Below are 16,165 nucleotides of genomic sequence, written 5' to 3'. Positions count from 1 at the left end.
TTACGCCTGCGTTGCCAGCAGCTTGGTGCGCGCTGCTTCGACTTCAGCTACATCCTTTGCCGGGATGTAGTAGTCGCGATTGTAGTTGAAGGTGTGAGCAATCGAGACCACGATGATCGCGAGCATGCTTGCTGCCGCAAGCCACCAGATGTGCCACACCAGGCCGAAACCGAGGGCGACGCTGATGGCGCTGAGGATAACGCCCGTGCCGGTGTTCTTCGGCATGTGGATCGGGATGAAGCCATCCACGGGACGCTCGGCGCCACGCTTCTTCATGTCCGCCCAGGCATCGACATCATGCACGACCGGCGTGAAGGCGAAGTTGTAGGCAGGCGGCGGGGAAGAGGTGGACCACTCCAGAGTGCGACCATCGAAGGGGTCGCCGGTGACGTCGCGCAGTTGCTCGCGCTTCAGGAAGCCGAAGACGATCGACAGCAGGAACGAGGCGATGCCGACGGCAATGATGGCAGCGCCGATGGCCGCGATCACGAACCAGATCTGCAGGGACGTATCCTCGAACTGGCTGAGACGACGCGTCACACCCATCAGGCCGAGAACGTAGAGCGGCATGAAGGCGACATAGAAGCCAACAAACCAGCACCAGAAGGACATCTTGCCCCAGAACGGATCGAGACGGAAACCGAAGGCCTTGGGGAACCAGTAGACGATACCGGCCAGAACGCCGAAGACCACGCCGCCGATGATCGTGTTGTGGAAGTGAGCGATCAGGAACAGCGAGTTGTGCAGCACGAAGTCTGCCGGAGGAACGGCAAGCAGAACGCCGGTCATGCCGCCGATGACGAAGGTGATCATGAAGCCGATCGCCCACAGCATCGGGACATCGAACTTGATGCGGCCCTTATACATGGTGAAGAGCCAGTTAAAGATCTTCGCGCCCGTCGGGATCGAGATGATCATCGTCGTGATGCCGAAGAAGGCGTTGACGCTTGCACCGGAACCCATGGTGAAGAAGTGGTGCAGCCACACGACATAGGCCAGGATGGTGATGACGGCCGTTGCATAAACCATCGAGGTGTAGCCGAAGAGGCGCTTCTGGGAGAAGGTCGAAACGATTTCCGAGAAGATGCCGAAAGCAGGCAGAACCAGGATGTACACTTCCGGGTGACCCCAGATCCAGATGAGGTTCACATACATCATCGGATTGCCACCAAGGTCATTGGTGAAGAAGTTCATGCCGAGGTAGCGGTCAAGCGTCAGAAGGGCGAGCGTGCCAGTCAGGATCGGGAAGGATGCGACGATCAGTATGTTCGAACACAGCGACGTCCAGACGAAGATCGGCAGGCGCATCATGGTCATGCCAGGTGCACGCATCTTGATGATGGTGACGATCAGGTTGATACCCGACAAGGTCGTTCCGACACCTGCGACCTGCAGACCCCAGATGTAGTAATCGACACCCACATTCGGACTTCCCTCGATCCCCGACAGCGGCGGATAGGCCAGCCAGCCAGTCTGGGCGTATTCGCCGATGAAGAGCGAGATCATGGTGATCACGGCGCCGGCGGTCGTCATCCAGAAGGAGAAGTTGTTGAGGAAGGGGAAGGACACGTCGCGTGCGCCGATCTGCAGCGGCACGACATAGTTCATCAGACCGGTGATCATCGGCATGGCCATGAAGAAGATCATGATGACGCCGTGCGCGGTGAAGATCTGGTCGTAGTGATGCGGTGGCAGGTAGCCTTCCGAACCGCCAGAGGCGATGGCTTGCTGGGTACGCATCAGGACGGCGTCGGCAAAGCCGCGCAGAAGCATGACGAGTGCCAGAACGATATACATGATACCGATCTTCTTGTGGTCGATTGACGTAAACCATTCTTTCCAGAGATAACCCCAGAGCCGGAAATAGGTGACGAGACCGAGTACGGCGATGCCCCCGATGGCCACCCCGATAAAGGTGACGATGAGAATCGGCTCGTGGTACGGGATGGAGTCCAGCGTCAGCTTCCCGAACAGGAAGGACGTTTGATCGGTGGTGGCGGCGACCATTTTAGCCTCTTGCTTCAAGTCTTAAGGGCGGCGCGGGTACGCGCGCCGCAGATCATCAGTTTCAATTTCAGCCGGCGTTGCCGGGCGCCTTCGCAGCTTCCGCCTTGACCTGCGGCAGAGCGGCAGGCTCGAAGGTCTGGCCTTCGATGGCAGCAGGCATGGACTGCGGGCCGGTGGCGACACCATAGGGTGCGAGCGGCGTGCAGACGACGGAATTCAGCGCCTTGGCGATATCGATGCCCTCCTTGCCGCCGCCGCCATTGGCGTCGACATGCATCATGTCGCGCATGCAGAGCTTGTTCGGCTCGACGCAGCGATTGAGGATGGCGTCATAAAGCTGAGGATCGACATTGGCGAAGTATTCCACCGGATTGCGTTCGCTAGGCTTGGCCAGTTCCAGGTATTCCATGCGACCGAACGGCTTGCCGCCTTCCTTCACCTTGGCGACCCACTGGTCGAAGCCTTGCTGACTCACGCCATGGAACTTAAAGCGCATCCAGGAGAAGCCGGGGCCAGAGAAGTTGGATGAAAAGCCGTCATAGACACCTTCGCGGTTGATGACGGCGTGAAGCTTGGTCTGCATGCCACCCATGGCATAGATCTGACCGGCAAGGGCTGGCACGAAGAAGGAGTTCATGGCCGTCGTGCCAGTGATCTTGAAGTTGATCGGAACGTCGACAGGAGCGGCAAATTCATTGACGCTGCCGATGCCGAGTTCCGGATAGAAGAACAGCCACTTCCAATCCATGGCGACCACTTCGACCGTCAATGGTTTGGTTTCCGGCGTCACTTCGCGCGCTTCGTCGATCCGGTCGAGCGGGCGATAGGGATCGAGACGATGGGTGGCAATCCAGGTGACGGTGCCGAGCATCAGGATGATGGCGACCGGGGCTGACCAAATGACCATTTCCAGACGGGTGGAGTGATGCCATTCGGGATCGTAATCGGTCGCCTTGGCGGCCGCGCGATACTTCCAGGCGAAGAAGATTGTCAGCGCGAGGACCGGAACGATGATCAACAGCATGAGAACCGTCGAGGTGATGATCAGATCGGCCTGCTGGCGGGCAACGTCACCCGAGGGGTTCATGACGACGAGGTTGCAGCCGCTGAGCAGCAGCAACGACGACAGGCCCGCAAGGGCCGTGGTAAGTTTCTTGATCGTGCGCACGTTCTTCAACTCGATTATTCGGTATGGACCGGGATTAGTTGCCAAATGTCATTTAATAAATGTGTAATTTTGTCGCGGTGCAGCGGCCTTTTGCGCCGCAGCAATGACAGCTGGGCGAAGCAATCGTTCTCCACCCAGCAGTTACTCCAAACAGAGCCCCATCGGCAAGCAATTTCAGGCAATTCCGTTTGACGGGTGCAGTGCGGTGTGTGACAATCCGTCGCATGTAACGCAACGGATGAGGAGCCGCCTGCGTTACGCCATGGTTCGCAATACGCTGGAGGGATTATTATGAGCTATACCGATACGGCCTCAACTTTTCCGGGCTCTGATGCCCCGTCACGCCAGGCTCCCGTTGCCGTCGATCCCGACCGCATTACGATGGCCGTCATTCTGGCGAGAATGACCGAATTTTTCGACTTTTTTGTTTATGCGATCGCGTCCGTTCTGGTGTTCCCTTACGTGTTCTTTTCGTTTGCGGACCCGCTTACTGCGACCCTCTATTCCTTCGCCGTATTCTCGCTCGCTTTCATTGCGCGACCGATCGGTTCGCTCATCTTCCTGCAGATCGACCGCAAGTTTGGTCGCGCGGTCAAGTTGACCGCCGCCCTCTTCACCCTGTGTGGGTCGACGATGGCGATCAGCTTCCTGCCTTCCTATAGCGATGTCGGCGTCCTAGCGCCGGTGCTGCTTGCCGTCTTCCGTATCGGCCAGGGTCTGGGTCTCGGGGGCGCGTGGGATGGTCTGGTTTCGCTTCTCGCCATGAACGCGCCTGAAAAGCAGCGTGGCTGGTACGCAATGATGCCGCAGATCGGCGCCGCCATGGGCTTTGGTCTTGCGAGCGCGTTCTTCATCATCTTCGTCACCCAGCTGTCGAACCCGGAGTTTCTGGCCTGGGGCTGGCGCTTCCCGTTCTTTGTGGCTCTGGCGCTGAACGTTCTGGCGCTCTTTGCCCGTCTGCGCATGATCGTAACGCCGGAATTCCAGGCGATGCTGGCACAGCATGAACTCGAGCCGAAGCCGGTCTTCGAGATGCTGCGGAGCCAGTCGCGCGTCGTCATCACCGGTGCCTTCGTTCCACTGGCAAGCTTCGCGCTGTTCCACCTCGTCACCGTCTTCCCGATCAGCTGGGTTGTTCTGCACACGCAGCAGCGTCTTTCAGACTTTCTCTTCGTTCAGTTCATCAGCGCCATTATCGGCGGTGGGATGATCGTCGTGTCCGGTGCCCTTGCCGACCGCATCGGACGTCGCAAACTCCTGGTGATCGCCGCATCCTTGATCGGTGTCTTCAGCTTCATCGCGCCGATCCTGATGGCGTCCGGCGATATCGGCCGCTATTTGTTCGTGTTGATCGGCTTCTCGCTGCTTGGCCTGTCCTTCGGTCAGGCTGGTGGCGCGCTGGCGTCACGCTTCAGCCGAGAGTATCGCTACACCGGCGCATCTTTGACCTCTGATATCTCCTGGCTGATCGGAGCAGGCTTCGCACCACTCGTGGCGCTCGGATTCTCTTCGGAGTTTGGCCTCTTCGCCGTCGGTATCTACCTGCTGTCTGGCGCAGTCTGCACCATCGTGGCGCTGTTCTTCAGCCGCAAGCTCGATATGCCCGCCTGACCCCGTCATGTGGCCAAAATAAAAGCTGCGAAACGTCCGTGTTTCGCAGCTTTTTCGTGTCTTAAGCTGGTCCAGAGATGTCTGCGCGTCACATGGTAAGCGGCGTCGCGCCTTCTTCTTCACAAGTCCGTTCGCCTTTGCGCAACAGGCCTCAGCAGTCTCCGCACACAATCGGTTCGCCCTCGCGCTTGGCGAAGTAGTAATCCTTGGCAATCGTAATGGTCGAGTTTTCCGAAACCAGCGTCGGCATGAACATCAGCAGATTGTGCGGCACCGACAGTTCTGAATGGATCACGAAGTTGCTGATGGAGAGCAGGTTTGCCGGCACGTCGACTGGGGTACCGACCGAATAGGGACGGCCACCGGCCTGATCCCATGACCACGCCACTGTCGCCTTTTGGTTTGCGTCGACCTGTATGCCGGTAATTCTGAGCTTCAATCCATCGGTACCGTAGGGAACGAAGATCGCCGCGGCGACATCCTTCATCGTCGCAAGATAGTCTTTGTTGATCTTCGTCTGAGTGGAGACGATATCGGAGATCATTCCCGCGGCACGCGTGGCGCGCTTATAGACGCTGAAGCCCATCGTCAGTTCGAACGATGTGAGATAGAGCGACACCAGTAGCGGAAAGATGATGGCAAACTCGATTGCGCCTGCACCTTCCCGGTGTTTGGCAAAGCGTAGAAAGATGCCCCCGGTCTTTGCCTGCGATGGCGTGGATTTGACCTTCATCTTTTTCCGCTCGCTAGTAGTTCTCGTTGCGATACGCATCGGTCGCAACGATGAGGAAGTGGGAAGGCATCGAACCATCGGCAGGGCGGACCTTCGTCAGATAGGGACGAATGAGATCGACAATTACCGGCCACCGATAATAGACGCGCAGCATATTGATTGACCCCGGCCCTCCCGGTTTAAAGCCGAAGGCCGAGGTGTTCAGATCGTAGTAATCGCCGGTCTTTATCAACGGCAGGGTTTTGGGGATATCTGCGAAGGTATTGAACTGGCGCAGGTCAATGTAGAGCTTGGGAGTCGCTTTGCTTTCTTTATCATCACACGTCACCATGATCGACACTTCGCTACAGAACTGTTTGCGGAAGTCTTCCGCTGTCACCGTGTTGGCGATCTGTCCGGTGCGTAGTTTGCGGGCCATGGTATCGGTGGCGTTGACGAAAAGCTGCTCCCCTGTCATCGCGATGAACGTTTCCAGGATTGCGAAGATCACCATGAAATAGGGTATGGCAAGGATGGCGAATTCGATCGCGGCGGAGCCGTCGCGCGAGCGGAGTAACTTGCCAGGTAATGCTTTCTGAAACATTGGCCTTCGCATGGGGCTTTTCTATCTCTGGCGGAAACTGATCTTGCGGGAATGGTCTCGCATTAGGATCATTATGAGGGCTTTCTTTATATTTCCTTTTCGGAAAGCCTCGCATTTACCGCATGTCCTGTTTTTCGACATGCGAAGCACAGTAGACGCGCTTTTGCGCGGGTGAGAAGGAAGACGACAGCCCCACAACCAAGCACAAAAAAGCCCGACACTGCCGGGCTTTTTTAACGTAACTATCTCACGCAGAGGGACTTAATCGGCGTCGGCTCTGCGCAGCTCATCCAGTGTCGGGACCGAGGTGATGTTGTAGCCGCAATCCACATAGTGGCATTCGCCGGTTACACCGCGGGAGAGGTTCGACAGAAGATAGAGCGCAGAGCCACCGATATCGTCGATATCGGCCGTTCGGCGCAGCGGTGCGTTCTTCGCGTTCCAGGCAAAGATCGCACGGGCGTCCGAAATACCGGCGCCTGCAAGCGTGCGGACCGGGCCTGCCGAGATGGCGTTGACGCGGATGCCCTTCGGACCGTAGTCGGCTGCCAGATAGCGGACAGACGCCTCGAGAGCCGCCTTCGCCACACCCATGACATTGTAGTTCGGGATCACGCGCTGGGAGCCATTATAGGTCAGCGTCAGCATCGAGCCGCCGTCCGTCATCAGGCTTGCAGCCCGCTTGGCAATCTCGGTGAAGGAGAAGCAGGAGATGACCATGGTGCGGCTGAAGTTTTCGCGCGTGGTGTCGGCATAAAGGCCCTTCAGCTCGTTCTTGTCGGAAAAGCCGATGGCGTGAACGACGAAGTCGATCGAACCCCAGCGCTGGCGCAGGGTCTCGAAAAGCGCGTCGACGGATGCAATATCTTCGACATCGCAGGGCACGATGAAATCGGAGCCGACTTCAGCCGCGAGCGGCTTGACGCGTCTTCCAAGGGCTTCACCCTGATAGGTAAAAGCCAGTTCCGCGCCCTGCGCGGCCAGCGCCTTGGAGATGCCCCAAGCGATCGAGTGATTGTTGGCGACGCCCATGATGAGGCCGCGTTTACCCTGCATGATGCCGTTCATGGGCAATTATCCGTTATAGCGCTGGAAGACGAGCGTGGCGTTGGTACCGCCGAAGCCGAATGAGTTGGAGAGCACGGTGTCGATCTTGGCATCATCGATGCGTTTGCGAACGATCGGAACGCCGTCGAATTCCGGATCGAGCGTTTCGATGTGGGCGCTCTCGCCGATGAAGCGTTCCTGCATCATCAACAGACCGTAGATCGATTCCTGGACGCCGGCAGCACCGAGCGAGTGACCCGTCAGCGACTTGGTCGACTGGATGTGCGGGATCTTGTCGCCGAAGACTTCGCGGATCGCGCCGATTTCCTTGCTGTCGCCGACAGGCGTGGAGGTGCCGTGGGTGTTGACGTAATCGACATCGCCCTTCACGGTCGCAAGCGCCTGACGCATGCAGCGGATGGCGCCTTCGCCCGACGGAGCGACCATGTCGTAACCATCCGAGGTCGCGCCATAGCCGACGATTTCGGCATAGATCTTCGCGCCGCGGGCCTTGGCATGTTCCAGCTCTTCCAGAACCAGAACGCCTGCGCCACCGGCAATCACGAAACCATCGCGATTGACGTCATAGGCGCGCGAGGCGACCGAAGGCGTGTCGTTATACTTCGAGGACATGGCGCCCATGGCGTCGAAAAGGTTCGACATGGACCAGTCAAGATCTTCATGGCCGCCGGCAAACATCACATCCTGCTTGCCCCACTGGATCATTTCAGCCGCATTGCCGATGCAGTGCGCAGACGTCGAGCAGGCCGACGAGATGGAGTAGTTGACGCCGTGGATCTTGAACCATGTGGCAAGGGTCGCCGATGCCGTGGACGACATGGCCTTCGGCACGGCAAACGGGCCGATGCGCTTCGGGCTGTTGTTCTTCAGCGTGATGTCGGATGCTTCGACGATGGTGCGGGTGGACGGTCCACCCGAGCCCATGATGATGCCGGTGCGCTCATTGCCGCTGATATCGCTCTCTTCCAGGCCGGAATCGGCGATTGCCTGCTTCATCGCCACATGGTTCCACGCTCCACCCTGGGAGAGGAAGCGCATGGCGCGACGGTCGACCAGATCGGTCGGATCAAGCGATGGCTTGCCCCAGACCTGGCATTTGAAGCCGTGTTCGGCAAAGTCTGGCGAGAACGAAATGCCGGACTTGGCGTCTCTCAAGGAAGCCGTGACTTCGCCCGCGTCGCTGCCGATCGATGAAACGATACCGAGGCCGGTGACTACTACTCTTCTCATGAAGGTGACCTTTTCTTAGAGCTTGCCGCAGATGGCGCGCGTGGCGCCCGTCTTGTTTAAAGACGTCAGGCGGTCTTTTCCTTAGACAGACCAACGCGAAGGTCCGTCGCTTGATAGATGGTTTCGCCATCGGCCTTCAGCCAGCCATCGGCGGTGCCGAGCACGAGCCGGCCACGCATCACGCGCTTGAAATCGATGCCATACTGCAAAAGCTTGGTTTCAGGACGAACCATGCCCTTGAATTTTACTTCGCCGGTGGAAAGCGCCATGCCACGGCCCGGTTCACCCAGCCAGCCGAGGAAGAAGCCCGTCAACTGCCACATGCCGTCAAGGCCAAGGCAGCCCGGCATGATCGGGTTGCCCTGGAAGTGGCAGGGGAAATACCAGTCGTCCGGCTTCACGTCATATTCGGCTCGGATGAAGCCCTTGTCGAACTCGCCGCCGGTCTCGGAAATTTCAGTGATACGATGAACCATCAGCATTGGAGGCAGAGGAAGCTGTGCATTGCCGGGACCGAACAGTTCGCCGCGGCCACATGCCAGGATTTCCTCATAATTATAGCTGGATTGCCTCGTTGCCATTGCTTCCGTTTCCCATCTCATCGTGTTTATAGACTTCTGTAAAGCAAGTTAGGCTCAAAATGAAGCGCCACAAGGGCCGCATACACATTGGAGCAGACCAACTTGCCAGAGGCCTGTTCTCAATATGGCGCCCGCATACAGGAAGCGTAAGGACGGAACCAGAGGAAAATTGCAAAAACGGCCCTTTCGCCGGCAATAGGCGAGGCGTCTCAACCGGAAACTATTGAAAGCCTTGTCCTTAAAAGATATATGCATCGTCAAGACGCACTTTATAACCGTTCTTAGGAACCCTGACCGATGGCATTTGACGCCACCCTGGACATTGGAACACGGCTACGCCGCTTCGGCCTGCGGCCGACACGCCAGCGCATTGCGCTTGGCGATCTTCTGTTCGCGAAGGGCGACCGCCACCTGACGGTAGAAGAACTGCATGACGAGGCGGTGACGGCCGGTGTGCCCGTTTCGCTTGCAACCGTCTACAATACTCTCCACCAATTCACCGAGGCTGGCCTGATCCGCGTGCTGGCCGTTGAGGGTGCGAAGACCTATTTCGACACCAATGTCTCCGATCACCATCACTTTTTCGTTGAAGGTGAGAACGAGGTTCTCGATATTCCAGTCAACAACCTGCAGATCGGCAATCTTCCCGAACCGCCGGCGGGCATGGAAATCGCCCATGTGGATGTCGTCATCCGTTTGCGGCGCAAAGAGCGCTGACACCGCATTGATTGATCAAAAGGCACCGGAAGGTGCCTTTATCGTTTTCGGGCTTCACATCACATCTTCCGGCGGACGGCCTGGGCGAGACCTGTAGGGCGGGAAAGTCCAGCCGAATATCAGTGCGCCGCTGCGAATGCCGAAAGCGGTAAGAACTCCTGCCGTCGACGAGACGATCAGTGGCGCGCCGAGGAAATGCACGCCGGTGAACACGCAGGCGCCGGCCAGCGCGCAACTGATATAGATTTCCGGACGCAGAAGCACGGATGGTTCGCCGGCCAGAATGTCGCGAAGCACGCCGCCAAAGGTGGCGGTCATCGTTCCGGTGACAATGGCGACCGTGGGCGAACCCGTTGCCGCAAGCCCCTTTGCGGCCCCCATAACGCAATAGGCGGACAGGCCGACAGCATCGAGCCAGATCAACAGGCGGTAGCGGGATTCGAAAAGGTGCGCGGTAAAATAGACGAGTGCCGCCACCCCAACGCAAACAAGAATATAGGTGGGGTTGACCACCCAGAAGACGGGCGCACGACCAAGCACCAGATCCCGCAGCGTGCCACCGCCGATACCGGTCACTGCGGCAAAGAACATGAAGCCGATGAAATCCAACTGCTTGCGCGAGGCGGCGAGCGCGCCTGTCGCTGCGAACACCGCGACACCCGCATAATCGAGGAAAGCCAGAAGTGACATGACGAGGCGCCCCTCATTTTCGCAGTGACGGTCAGTGTGACGCAAGCGCGGCGGGTTATAGACCTCGCCATCATCATGCTGCGTCATCCATAACGCAAATCCGGTAAAGGTGAAGTCGTTTTGCTTATGGACACCCCCGACGGCAGCGATCAGACCACGAAGGACACTGCCTTGAAACGTCTCTTCTCATCCATGCTCTGCCTTCTGGCGCTTTTGAGCCTGATGACGCCAGCACGCGCCCAACAGGAATTGGTGAGCGATCCGGAAGTTTATGAGAAGGCTTTTTTCCAGAAGCAGTGCAAGGTTGCCGAGTTCGGACCGGACTATATCTCGCGCATCGATATCAACAATGACGGTCTGATGGATGCGGTCACCAATCGTGGGGCACTGACCTGCGACGGTCACAAGAGCACCACCTGCAACGACGATGGCTGCCCTTACAATTTCTATGTGCAGGTGAAAGAGGGCGGCTATCTGCTGATCGCCACCGCGACCATCTATGGCTACGATTTCATCCAGCGCTTCGGCAACATGGTCTTCGTGCTGAAAATGCACCCGCGCTATTGCGAACGTACCGACAGCGCGCCTTGCGAAATGACGGTTCGCGTGCGCGGCACGGCCTTCGTCACGCTTTCCCGCAAATAGGACGTCACGCCCCCTTTGGCGCGCGTTTGATTGCAACGCGCTGGTTATAACGGGTTCTGAGCGAGCGCGGCATGAGCATGCTCGCAAGTGCCACCGCAAACACCGTGAGACTGACGACCAGCAGCGCGCCGCCTGGAAAAACGCTTGCAAGGATCGCTCCGGAGATTGCACCCGACACCATGCCAATCCATGGAACAAGCTGGATGGACCAGTCGACCTTTCGCTCGCCTAAAATGAAGCGGCCAACGCCGCGACCAAAGCGCGAGAGAGCCCCTGTCACGTAAGTCAGCCCGATCGGCAGACCCTCGATATGCTCGACCGCCGCATTGATCATGCCCATGGCAAAGACAATCAGGTAAAAGTCAAAAGGTCGAAGCGCGGATGTCTGCATCAGGGCGGCCAGCGCCAGCAGGATGGCGACCGAGCACAGCACGGTGAAGATGCGCCGTTGCGAACTGTGCGCGACGATGATGCCCGCGGCGTTGCCGGCGACGAAGGTGATGATGGCGAGAAAGAGCTTCAGCGCGTGATCGTACTGACCGGCCTCCAGCGAGATCGCCGCGCGGGTGGTGTTGCCCGTCATGAAGGACACGAAGTCCCCCGACATCATCAGCCCGATCGCATCCGTCATCCCTGCGACGTAGGAGATGGCCGCCACGAGCGCAAGCCCCATTCCGGTGCGCCTTGCCTTGATGATGTTACGGCGTCTTTGTCTGGTCATGGTGCCTCGGCGTGCAGAGACTTACAGCATAGGGCCGAAAATCGAACTCGATTTTCGGATAAACACGATACATAGCTTCAAAGAGTTGGGGGTTGGCTAACAACGGAACAGAAAACCTAAACAAAGGAGCTTTCCCGGCGAGGGGGCGTCACACGACGCGGGAATGTTGAACGGGCGGCTGCATCAGCTCGATGGTGATACCGTCCGGACCGGAGATGTACGCAACCATTGTTCCGCTTCGGGGGCCACCTGGTATCGGCTGCGGCGAACCCTTCACTGCCCACCCCGCCATCTCAACCCGCGCGATCGCCGTGCGGATATCCGCAACCGTGATGGCGATGTGCGCGGCGCCGATCGCACCTGCGCTGCGAGGTGTCTGTCCCAGCTTACGGCCTGTCGAATATTCGAGGAGTTCTATAGGGTAGCCGTTTGGAGCCGTCACCAGCGCCATTCGGCAGTGCGGATCGTCAACCCCCGTGGCCTCCCGTAGGAACTCCCCACCCATCTCTCCTCGGCGAGCAAGCTCGAAACCCATCGCCTCGGTCCAAAACTGGATCGCCTCCTCCAACGAAGCGACCGAGAATCCCATATGGTCCACAGCAATCACGCCAGCATCTTCGGCCATTTTCAATCCTCTCTTATCGACCAGCTGCGTCTGTGCCCCAACTGACGAAGGCTTTGGTTGTCATTACGATTACGGCTACCAGTCACATGTGGTCCAACAGATCCCGGTTTGATGCGACGCAGCAAGGCCAATCCTAGAAATCCCGAAACAACTGCCAAATTATATAAATACCCGTGCAGAAACCTATAGCTGATAAACTCCTGCCGTCTAAGTTTACATGAACTGGGGAGCGGTCATGTTGATAGGCTCCATGCGAGTTTTGACCGGCGAGCAAAATCTCAACCTCCAACAGGACGGGTTGGAGCGCGGCGGCTGCGGGACAATCTATGGTGACGTTTGCTCCGGCATTTATCGAGCCGCTTGTTAAGTCGCCTCTGATAAAAACCATTTTCTTATCCTCGCCTTCTTGCTAGGCCACGACGAGACAGAGCAACGCATCGTGATTTCCCGAAAATCAACGCTGATTTCTGGGCCGGTGCTGCAGGCATGAAAGGTTCTTTGCATGAAACAGGCAATCATCGTGATGGGCGTCAGCGGCTGCGGCAAATCCACGGTCGGCGCTGAGCTGGCGGAAAAGCTTGGCATGCCATTTCAGGAAGGCGACAGGCTGCACCCCAAGGCCAATGTCGAGAAGATGAGCGCTGGTACGCCGCTTACCGATGAGGATCGCTGGCCCTGGCTCGATCTCGTGGGTGCGGAGCTTCGCCAGGGCTATGAGGCCGGTGGCGTTGTGATTTCCTGCTCGGCCCTGAAGAAGTCCTATCGCGATCGGCTGCGGACCGCCTGTGGCGGACCTTTAGCCTTTGTCTTTCTGGAGGGCAGCGTTGAGCTTTTGACGCAGCGCATGGGTGCACGCAAAGGCCATTTCATGCCGCTGTCGCTGTTGAAGACGCAGCTCGACACGCTGGAAGTGCCGACCGGCGAGCCAGGCGTCGTAACTGTCGACATAGATGCCACGCCGGACGAAATCGTCGACAACGCGCTGAAAGGTTTGAAGGCCCTATAGACCGAGCTTATCGCGCAGGCCGTACCACCACGCCCCCAGGACGGTCAGCGGCACGCGGAACGTCTTGCCGCCAGGAAACTGGAAGTTCGGCAGCGACGACCAGACATCGAAGCGACCTGCGTGTCCGGACACAACTTCCGCCAGAATGCGCCCAAGCAATTGCGTCGTGGTGACACCATGGCCGCTGTCTCCGTGGGAGAAATAGATGTTCTCCGACAGCCGCCCCATATGCGGAATGCGCGTCAGCGTCAGCGCGAAATTGCCGCTCCAGGCAAAGTCGATCTTGACGTCCTTCAATTGCGGAAAGGTTTTCAGCATGTTGGGACGGATAACGCTGGTCAGATCGGCCGGATCGCTGCCGCCATAACCGATACCGCCGCCATAAAGCAGGCGGTTGTCCGAAGTGCGTCGATAATAGTCGAGAATGTAATTGGCATCTTCAACGCAGTAGTTCGCCGGAAGCAGGCTTTCGATCAGGCCCGCATCAAGCGGTTCGGTCGCCATGACCTGGCTCGACACCGGCATCATGCGATCGCCGATTTCCGGCAAGAGCTTGCCAAGATAGGCATTGCCGCAGACCAGCACGTATTTTGCCGTGACCTTGCCATGCGCGGTTCTGACCGTCGGGCTCGTTCCCTTCTCAACGCCGATGACCCTGGAATTTTCGAAGATTCGACCCCCCAGTTTCTCGACAGCCGCCGCCTCACCCAGCACGTAGTTCAACGGATGGACATGGCCGCCGAAACGGTCGATCATGCCGCCGGCATAACGATCGGACTTCACATAGTGGCCGACCTCTGCCTTGGAGACCATTTCCAGCCCGGAATGCCCGTGCTTCTCCCAATGGGTCTTGTTGGCTTCCATCTCCTGGATCTGCTTTTGCGTGAAGGCGGCAAAGAAACCGCCATCCACCAGATCGCAGTCGATCCCGTATTTCGCCACACGCTCGCGAATAATCTCACCGCCTTCGAGCGACATCTCACCGAGCTTGACCGCCTTCTCCTGCCCATAGCGCCCCGCAATGGTTTCGAGATCGCGGCTATAGCCGTTGACGATCTGCCCGCCATTGCGCCCGGAGGCGCCAAAGCCGATGCGCGTGCCTTCCAGAACAATGACGGAGAAACCTTTTTCAGCGAGTTCCAGTGCGGCGGACATGCCGGTGAAGCCTGCGCCGATCACGCAGATATCCGCGTGCATCTCGCCTTCGAGCGTGGGGCGCACGCTCTTGTCATTGGCGGAGGCCGCATACCAGGAGGTCGTATGACCGGGATTGGGAAGCGCGGTTACGTGAGCCATGTTTCACACCGTCCTGATATAGGCGTCATATTCCACATCGGTGACGCGAAGCGAGAATTCGGAAATTTCCTGCTGCTTGCAGGCGGCATAGAGCGTTCTGTAGCGCTGACCGAGCGTGGCATAGGCGAAGCTCGAACGGGCAAAGCGCTGGACCGCATAGTCCCAGTTCGTCGGCAAGGGCTCGTGATTGATGGCGTGGCTATCGCCTGCAATCGCCCCACCCGGCTGGCGCTTCTCCCGCATGCCGGAGAGCGCGGCATTCAGGATCATGGCAAGCACGAGGTAAGGGTTGGTATCGGCACCGGCCACGCGATGCTCGATGCGGGTGGCAGGCTTGCTGGCGGTGATCACCCGCACCGCGGCAGAGCGGTTGTCAAAGCCCCAGGAGGCATAGGTCGGCGCGTGTTCGCTGGGGCGCAGCCGCCGGTAGGAATTGGCATGCGGAGCAAACACCGCCATGCTTTCCCCCATATTCTCCAGAAGACCGCCGACGCTGTGCATGAGCGCTTCCGAGGGGCCATCCTCGCCCATGTAGATGTTTCGTCCATCCTTATCGAGGACGGAGAAATGCACGTGCATGCCGTTGCCTGCCTGGGTTCCATAGGGCTTAGCCATGAAGGTGGCGTCCAGCCCGTGCTTGCGCGCCACCCCTTTGACGATGCGCTTGAGGAAAACGGCGAAATCCGCCGCACGCAGCGCATCCGGCACGTGGTTGAGGTTGATTTCATATTGCCCGGGCCCATTTTCCCGAAGCGTCGTATCGGCCAGCACATTCTGCGCGCGGCAGGCGGTGGCGATGTCGTGGAAGACGTCCTCGAAATCCTGAAGCTCGGAAATGGAGAGAACCTGCGTCTGACCCGTATGCCAGCGCCCTTCCCGGCTATTGGGTGGGCGCACCGGATCAAGCGCGGAGCGGACCGGGTCGATCAGATAGAATTCAAGTTCGGTGGCAACGACAGGGGTCAAGCCACGCTTGGTAAAGCCCGACAGAACCTGCGCCAGAACATGCCGCGAATCCGCAAAGAAACCAGCGCCATCCGGCTCGGTCATGGCCAGTAGCACTTGCGCCGTGGGCCGCCCAAGCCAGGTGACGCGCGACAGGGTTCCTGGCACCGCAACACACAAGCCGTCAGGATCGCCGGTTCCTTCCGCCAGTCCGGCGGCGTTCACGTCGCGGCCCCAGATATCCAGGGCATAGACCGAGCGGGGAACGGCCATGCCCTTTTCCAGCACGTCGAGCGCCCGCTCTCGCGGGATCCACTTGCCCCGTGGAATGCCATTGGCGTCAATGACGAAGGCCTCGAGAATTTCGATGTCGGGGTTCTGTTGGAAAAAGGTCTTTGCGTATTCGATATCAGCCATCATTCACCAGGATGTCATTGCTCTTTCGATCGGCTAAGGAAAGCCGACGCTAACGAAAGTCATCCTGCTGCTGGTAGATCATATATCGCGCCGTCATCGTGACTTTGTGCCCCGCTGCATAC

The 16,165-nt window shown here is 58.4% G+C and carries 16 protein-coding genes; 4 read left to right on the top strand and 12 right to left on the bottom strand.

The window, feature by feature from the left end:
- A complete protein-coding gene (gene cyoB / locus ACTJKV_RS00885; RefSeq protein ID WP_062599184.1) occupies positions 1–2,007 on the bottom strand; it encodes a cytochrome o ubiquinol oxidase subunit I in 2,007 nt (668 codons plus the stop codon).
- A gap of 67 nt (positions 2,008–2,074) precedes the next feature.
- A complete protein-coding gene (gene cyoA, locus ACTJKV_RS00880) occupies positions 2,075–3,175 on the bottom strand; it encodes a ubiquinol oxidase subunit II (protein ID WP_236760277.1) in 1,101 nt (366 codons plus the stop codon).
- 291 nt (positions 3,176–3,466) lie between these two features.
- Between cyoA and ACTJKV_RS00875 the strand changes: the two genes are divergently transcribed.
- Positions 3,467–4,786, top strand: a complete 1,320-nt coding sequence (locus ACTJKV_RS00875) for an MFS transporter (protein ID WP_062599183.1) — start codon at positions 3,467–3,469, stop codon at positions 4,784–4,786.
- A 151-nt stretch (positions 4,787–4,937) separates the two neighbouring features.
- Here ACTJKV_RS00875 and ACTJKV_RS00870 read toward each other — a convergent pair whose 3' ends face one another.
- The 5 genes from ACTJKV_RS00870 to fabA form a co-directional block, all read right to left on the bottom strand.
- On the bottom strand, positions 4,938–5,519 hold the full coding sequence (locus ACTJKV_RS00870) for a TadE/TadG family type IV pilus assembly protein (RefSeq protein ID WP_062443058.1): 582 nt from the start codon (positions 5,517–5,519) through the stop codon (positions 4,938–4,940).
- Between the two features lie 13 nt (positions 5,520–5,532).
- Entirely contained in the window at positions 5,533–6,102 is a 570-nt protein-coding gene (locus ACTJKV_RS00865) for a TadE/TadG family type IV pilus assembly protein (RefSeq protein ID WP_062599181.1), read from the bottom strand.
- A gap of 261 nt (positions 6,103–6,363) precedes the next feature.
- Complete coding sequence (gene fabI / locus ACTJKV_RS00860) at positions 6,364–7,170, bottom strand: enoyl-ACP reductase FabI (RefSeq protein ID WP_062427145.1); 807 nt, start codon at positions 7,168–7,170, stop codon at positions 6,364–6,366.
- 6 nt (positions 7,171–7,176) lie between these two features.
- A complete protein-coding gene (fabB, locus tag ACTJKV_RS00855) occupies positions 7,177–8,400 on the bottom strand; it encodes a beta-ketoacyl-ACP synthase I (protein ID WP_062443064.1) in 1,224 nt (407 codons plus the stop codon).
- A gap of 65 nt (positions 8,401–8,465) precedes the next feature.
- Positions 8,466–8,981 (bottom strand): 3-hydroxyacyl-[acyl-carrier-protein] dehydratase FabA, encoded by a 516-nt coding sequence (gene fabA, locus ACTJKV_RS00850; protein WP_062427147.1) that lies wholly within the window; start codon positions 8,979–8,981, stop codon positions 8,466–8,468.
- A 297-nt stretch (positions 8,982–9,278) separates the two neighbouring features.
- Here fabA and irrA point away from each other — a divergent pair, with 297 nt between their 5' ends.
- Positions 9,279–9,698 carry an iron response transcriptional regulator IrrA gene (irrA, locus tag ACTJKV_RS00845; RefSeq protein ID WP_062427148.1) on the top strand — a complete coding sequence of 140 codons (420 nt, stop codon included), beginning with the start codon at positions 9,279–9,281 and terminating at the stop codon, positions 9,696–9,698.
- 54 nt (positions 9,699–9,752) lie between these two features.
- Here the strand turns inward: irrA and ACTJKV_RS00840 are convergent, their stop codons facing one another.
- Complete coding sequence (locus tag ACTJKV_RS00840) at positions 9,753–10,388, bottom strand: trimeric intracellular cation channel family protein (protein WP_062427313.1); 636 nt, start codon at positions 10,386–10,388, stop codon at positions 9,753–9,755.
- A gap of 192 nt (positions 10,389–10,580) precedes the next feature.
- Here ACTJKV_RS00840 and ACTJKV_RS00835 point away from each other — a divergent pair, with 192 nt between their 5' ends.
- The gene (locus ACTJKV_RS00835) at positions 10,581–11,033 is read left to right on the top strand and encodes a hypothetical protein (RefSeq protein ID WP_376784952.1); all 453 of its coding nucleotides are present in this window, start codon (positions 10,581–10,583) and stop codon (positions 11,031–11,033) included.
- 4 nt (positions 11,034–11,037) lie between these two features.
- On the opposite strand, the gene ACTJKV_RS00830 is transcribed toward ACTJKV_RS00835, so the two are convergent.
- Positions 11,038–11,754, bottom strand: a complete 717-nt coding sequence (locus tag ACTJKV_RS00830; RefSeq protein WP_313591849.1) for a YoaK family protein — start codon at positions 11,752–11,754, stop codon at positions 11,038–11,040.
- 148 nt (positions 11,755–11,902) lie between these two features.
- The gene (locus ACTJKV_RS00825; protein WP_440598385.1) at positions 11,903–12,379 is read right to left on the bottom strand and encodes a VOC family protein; all 477 of its coding nucleotides are present in this window, start codon (positions 12,377–12,379) and stop codon (positions 11,903–11,905) included.
- Positions 12,380–12,881: 502 nt separating this feature from the next.
- On the opposite strand from ACTJKV_RS00825, the gene ACTJKV_RS00820 reads away from it, so the two are divergent.
- Positions 12,882–13,385, top strand: a complete 504-nt coding sequence (locus tag ACTJKV_RS00820) for a gluconokinase (protein ID WP_274101003.1) — start codon at positions 12,882–12,884, stop codon at positions 13,383–13,385.
- On the opposite strand, the gene ACTJKV_RS00815 is transcribed toward ACTJKV_RS00820, so the two are convergent.
- Positions 13,380–14,681 (bottom strand): NAD(P)/FAD-dependent oxidoreductase, encoded by a 1,302-nt coding sequence (locus ACTJKV_RS00815; protein WP_440598384.1) that lies wholly within the window; start codon positions 14,679–14,681, stop codon positions 13,380–13,382. The two genes, ACTJKV_RS00820 and ACTJKV_RS00815, sit on opposite strands and share 6 nt — an antisense overlap.
- Before the next feature lie 3 nt (positions 14,682–14,684).
- Positions 14,685–16,046 carry a glutamine synthetase family protein gene (locus tag ACTJKV_RS00810; RefSeq protein WP_062443073.1) on the bottom strand — a complete coding sequence of 454 codons (1,362 nt, stop codon included), beginning with the start codon at positions 16,044–16,046 and terminating at the stop codon, positions 14,685–14,687.
- Between the last annotated feature and the right edge of the window lie 119 nt (positions 16,047–16,165).

Origin of the sequence: Agrobacterium sp. 22117 (assembly GCF_052045735.1) — a bacterium.
GTDB lineage: Bacteria > Pseudomonadota > Alphaproteobacteria > Rhizobiales > Rhizobiaceae > Agrobacterium > Agrobacterium cavarae.
This window is presented reverse-complemented; position numbering and strand designations above follow the sequence as displayed.

What these genes read in the sequence shown, in the direction of transcription:
- cyoB (WP_062599184.1), bottom strand. Translation starts at nt 2,007, where the DNA reads ATGGTCGCCGCCACCACCGATCAAACGTCCTTCCTGTTCGGGAAGCTG.
- ACTJKV_RS00875 (WP_062599183.1), top strand. Translation starts at nt 3,467, where the DNA reads ATGAGCTATACCGATACGGCCTCAACTTTTCCGGGCTCTGATGCCCCG.
- ACTJKV_RS00870 (WP_062443058.1), bottom strand. Translation starts at nt 5,519, where the DNA reads ATGAAGGTCAAATCCACGCCATCGCAGGCAAAGACCGGGGGCATCTTT.
- ACTJKV_RS00865 (WP_062599181.1), bottom strand. Translation starts at nt 6,102, where the DNA reads ATGTTTCAGAAAGCATTACCTGGCAAGTTACTCCGCTCGCGCGACGGC.
- fabI (WP_062427145.1), bottom strand. Translation starts at nt 7,170, where the DNA reads ATGAACGGCATCATGCAGGGTAAACGCGGCCTCATCATGGGCGTCGCC.
- fabB (WP_062443064.1), bottom strand. Translation starts at nt 8,400, where the DNA reads ATGAGAAGAGTAGTAGTCACCGGCCTCGGTATCGTTTCATCGATCGGC.
- fabA (WP_062427147.1), bottom strand. Translation starts at nt 8,981, where the DNA reads ATGGCAACGAGGCAATCCAGCTATAATTATGAGGAAATCCTGGCATGT.
- irrA (WP_062427148.1), top strand. Translation starts at nt 9,279, where the DNA reads ATGGCATTTGACGCCACCCTGGACATTGGAACACGGCTACGCCGCTTC.
- ACTJKV_RS00840 (WP_062427313.1), bottom strand. Translation starts at nt 10,388, where the DNA reads ATGTCACTTCTGGCTTTCCTCGATTATGCGGGTGTCGCGGTGTTCGCA.
- ACTJKV_RS00835 (WP_376784952.1), top strand. Translation starts at nt 10,581, where the DNA reads ATGCTCTGCCTTCTGGCGCTTTTGAGCCTGATGACGCCAGCACGCGCC.
- ACTJKV_RS00830 (WP_313591849.1), bottom strand. Translation starts at nt 11,754, where the DNA reads ATGACCAGACAAAGACGCCGTAACATCATCAAGGCAAGGCGCACCGGA.
- ACTJKV_RS00825 (WP_440598385.1), bottom strand. Translation starts at nt 12,379, where the DNA reads ATGGCCGAAGATGCTGGCGTGATTGCTGTGGACCATATGGGATTCTCG.
- ACTJKV_RS00820 (WP_274101003.1), top strand. Translation starts at nt 12,882, where the DNA reads ATGAAACAGGCAATCATCGTGATGGGCGTCAGCGGCTGCGGCAAATCC.
- ACTJKV_RS00815 (WP_440598384.1), bottom strand. Translation starts at nt 14,681, where the DNA reads ATGGCTCACGTAACCGCGCTTCCCAATCCCGGTCATACGACCTCCTGG.
- ACTJKV_RS00810 (WP_062443073.1), bottom strand. Translation starts at nt 16,046, where the DNA reads ATGATGGCTGATATCGAATACGCAAAGACCTTTTTCCAACAGAACCCC.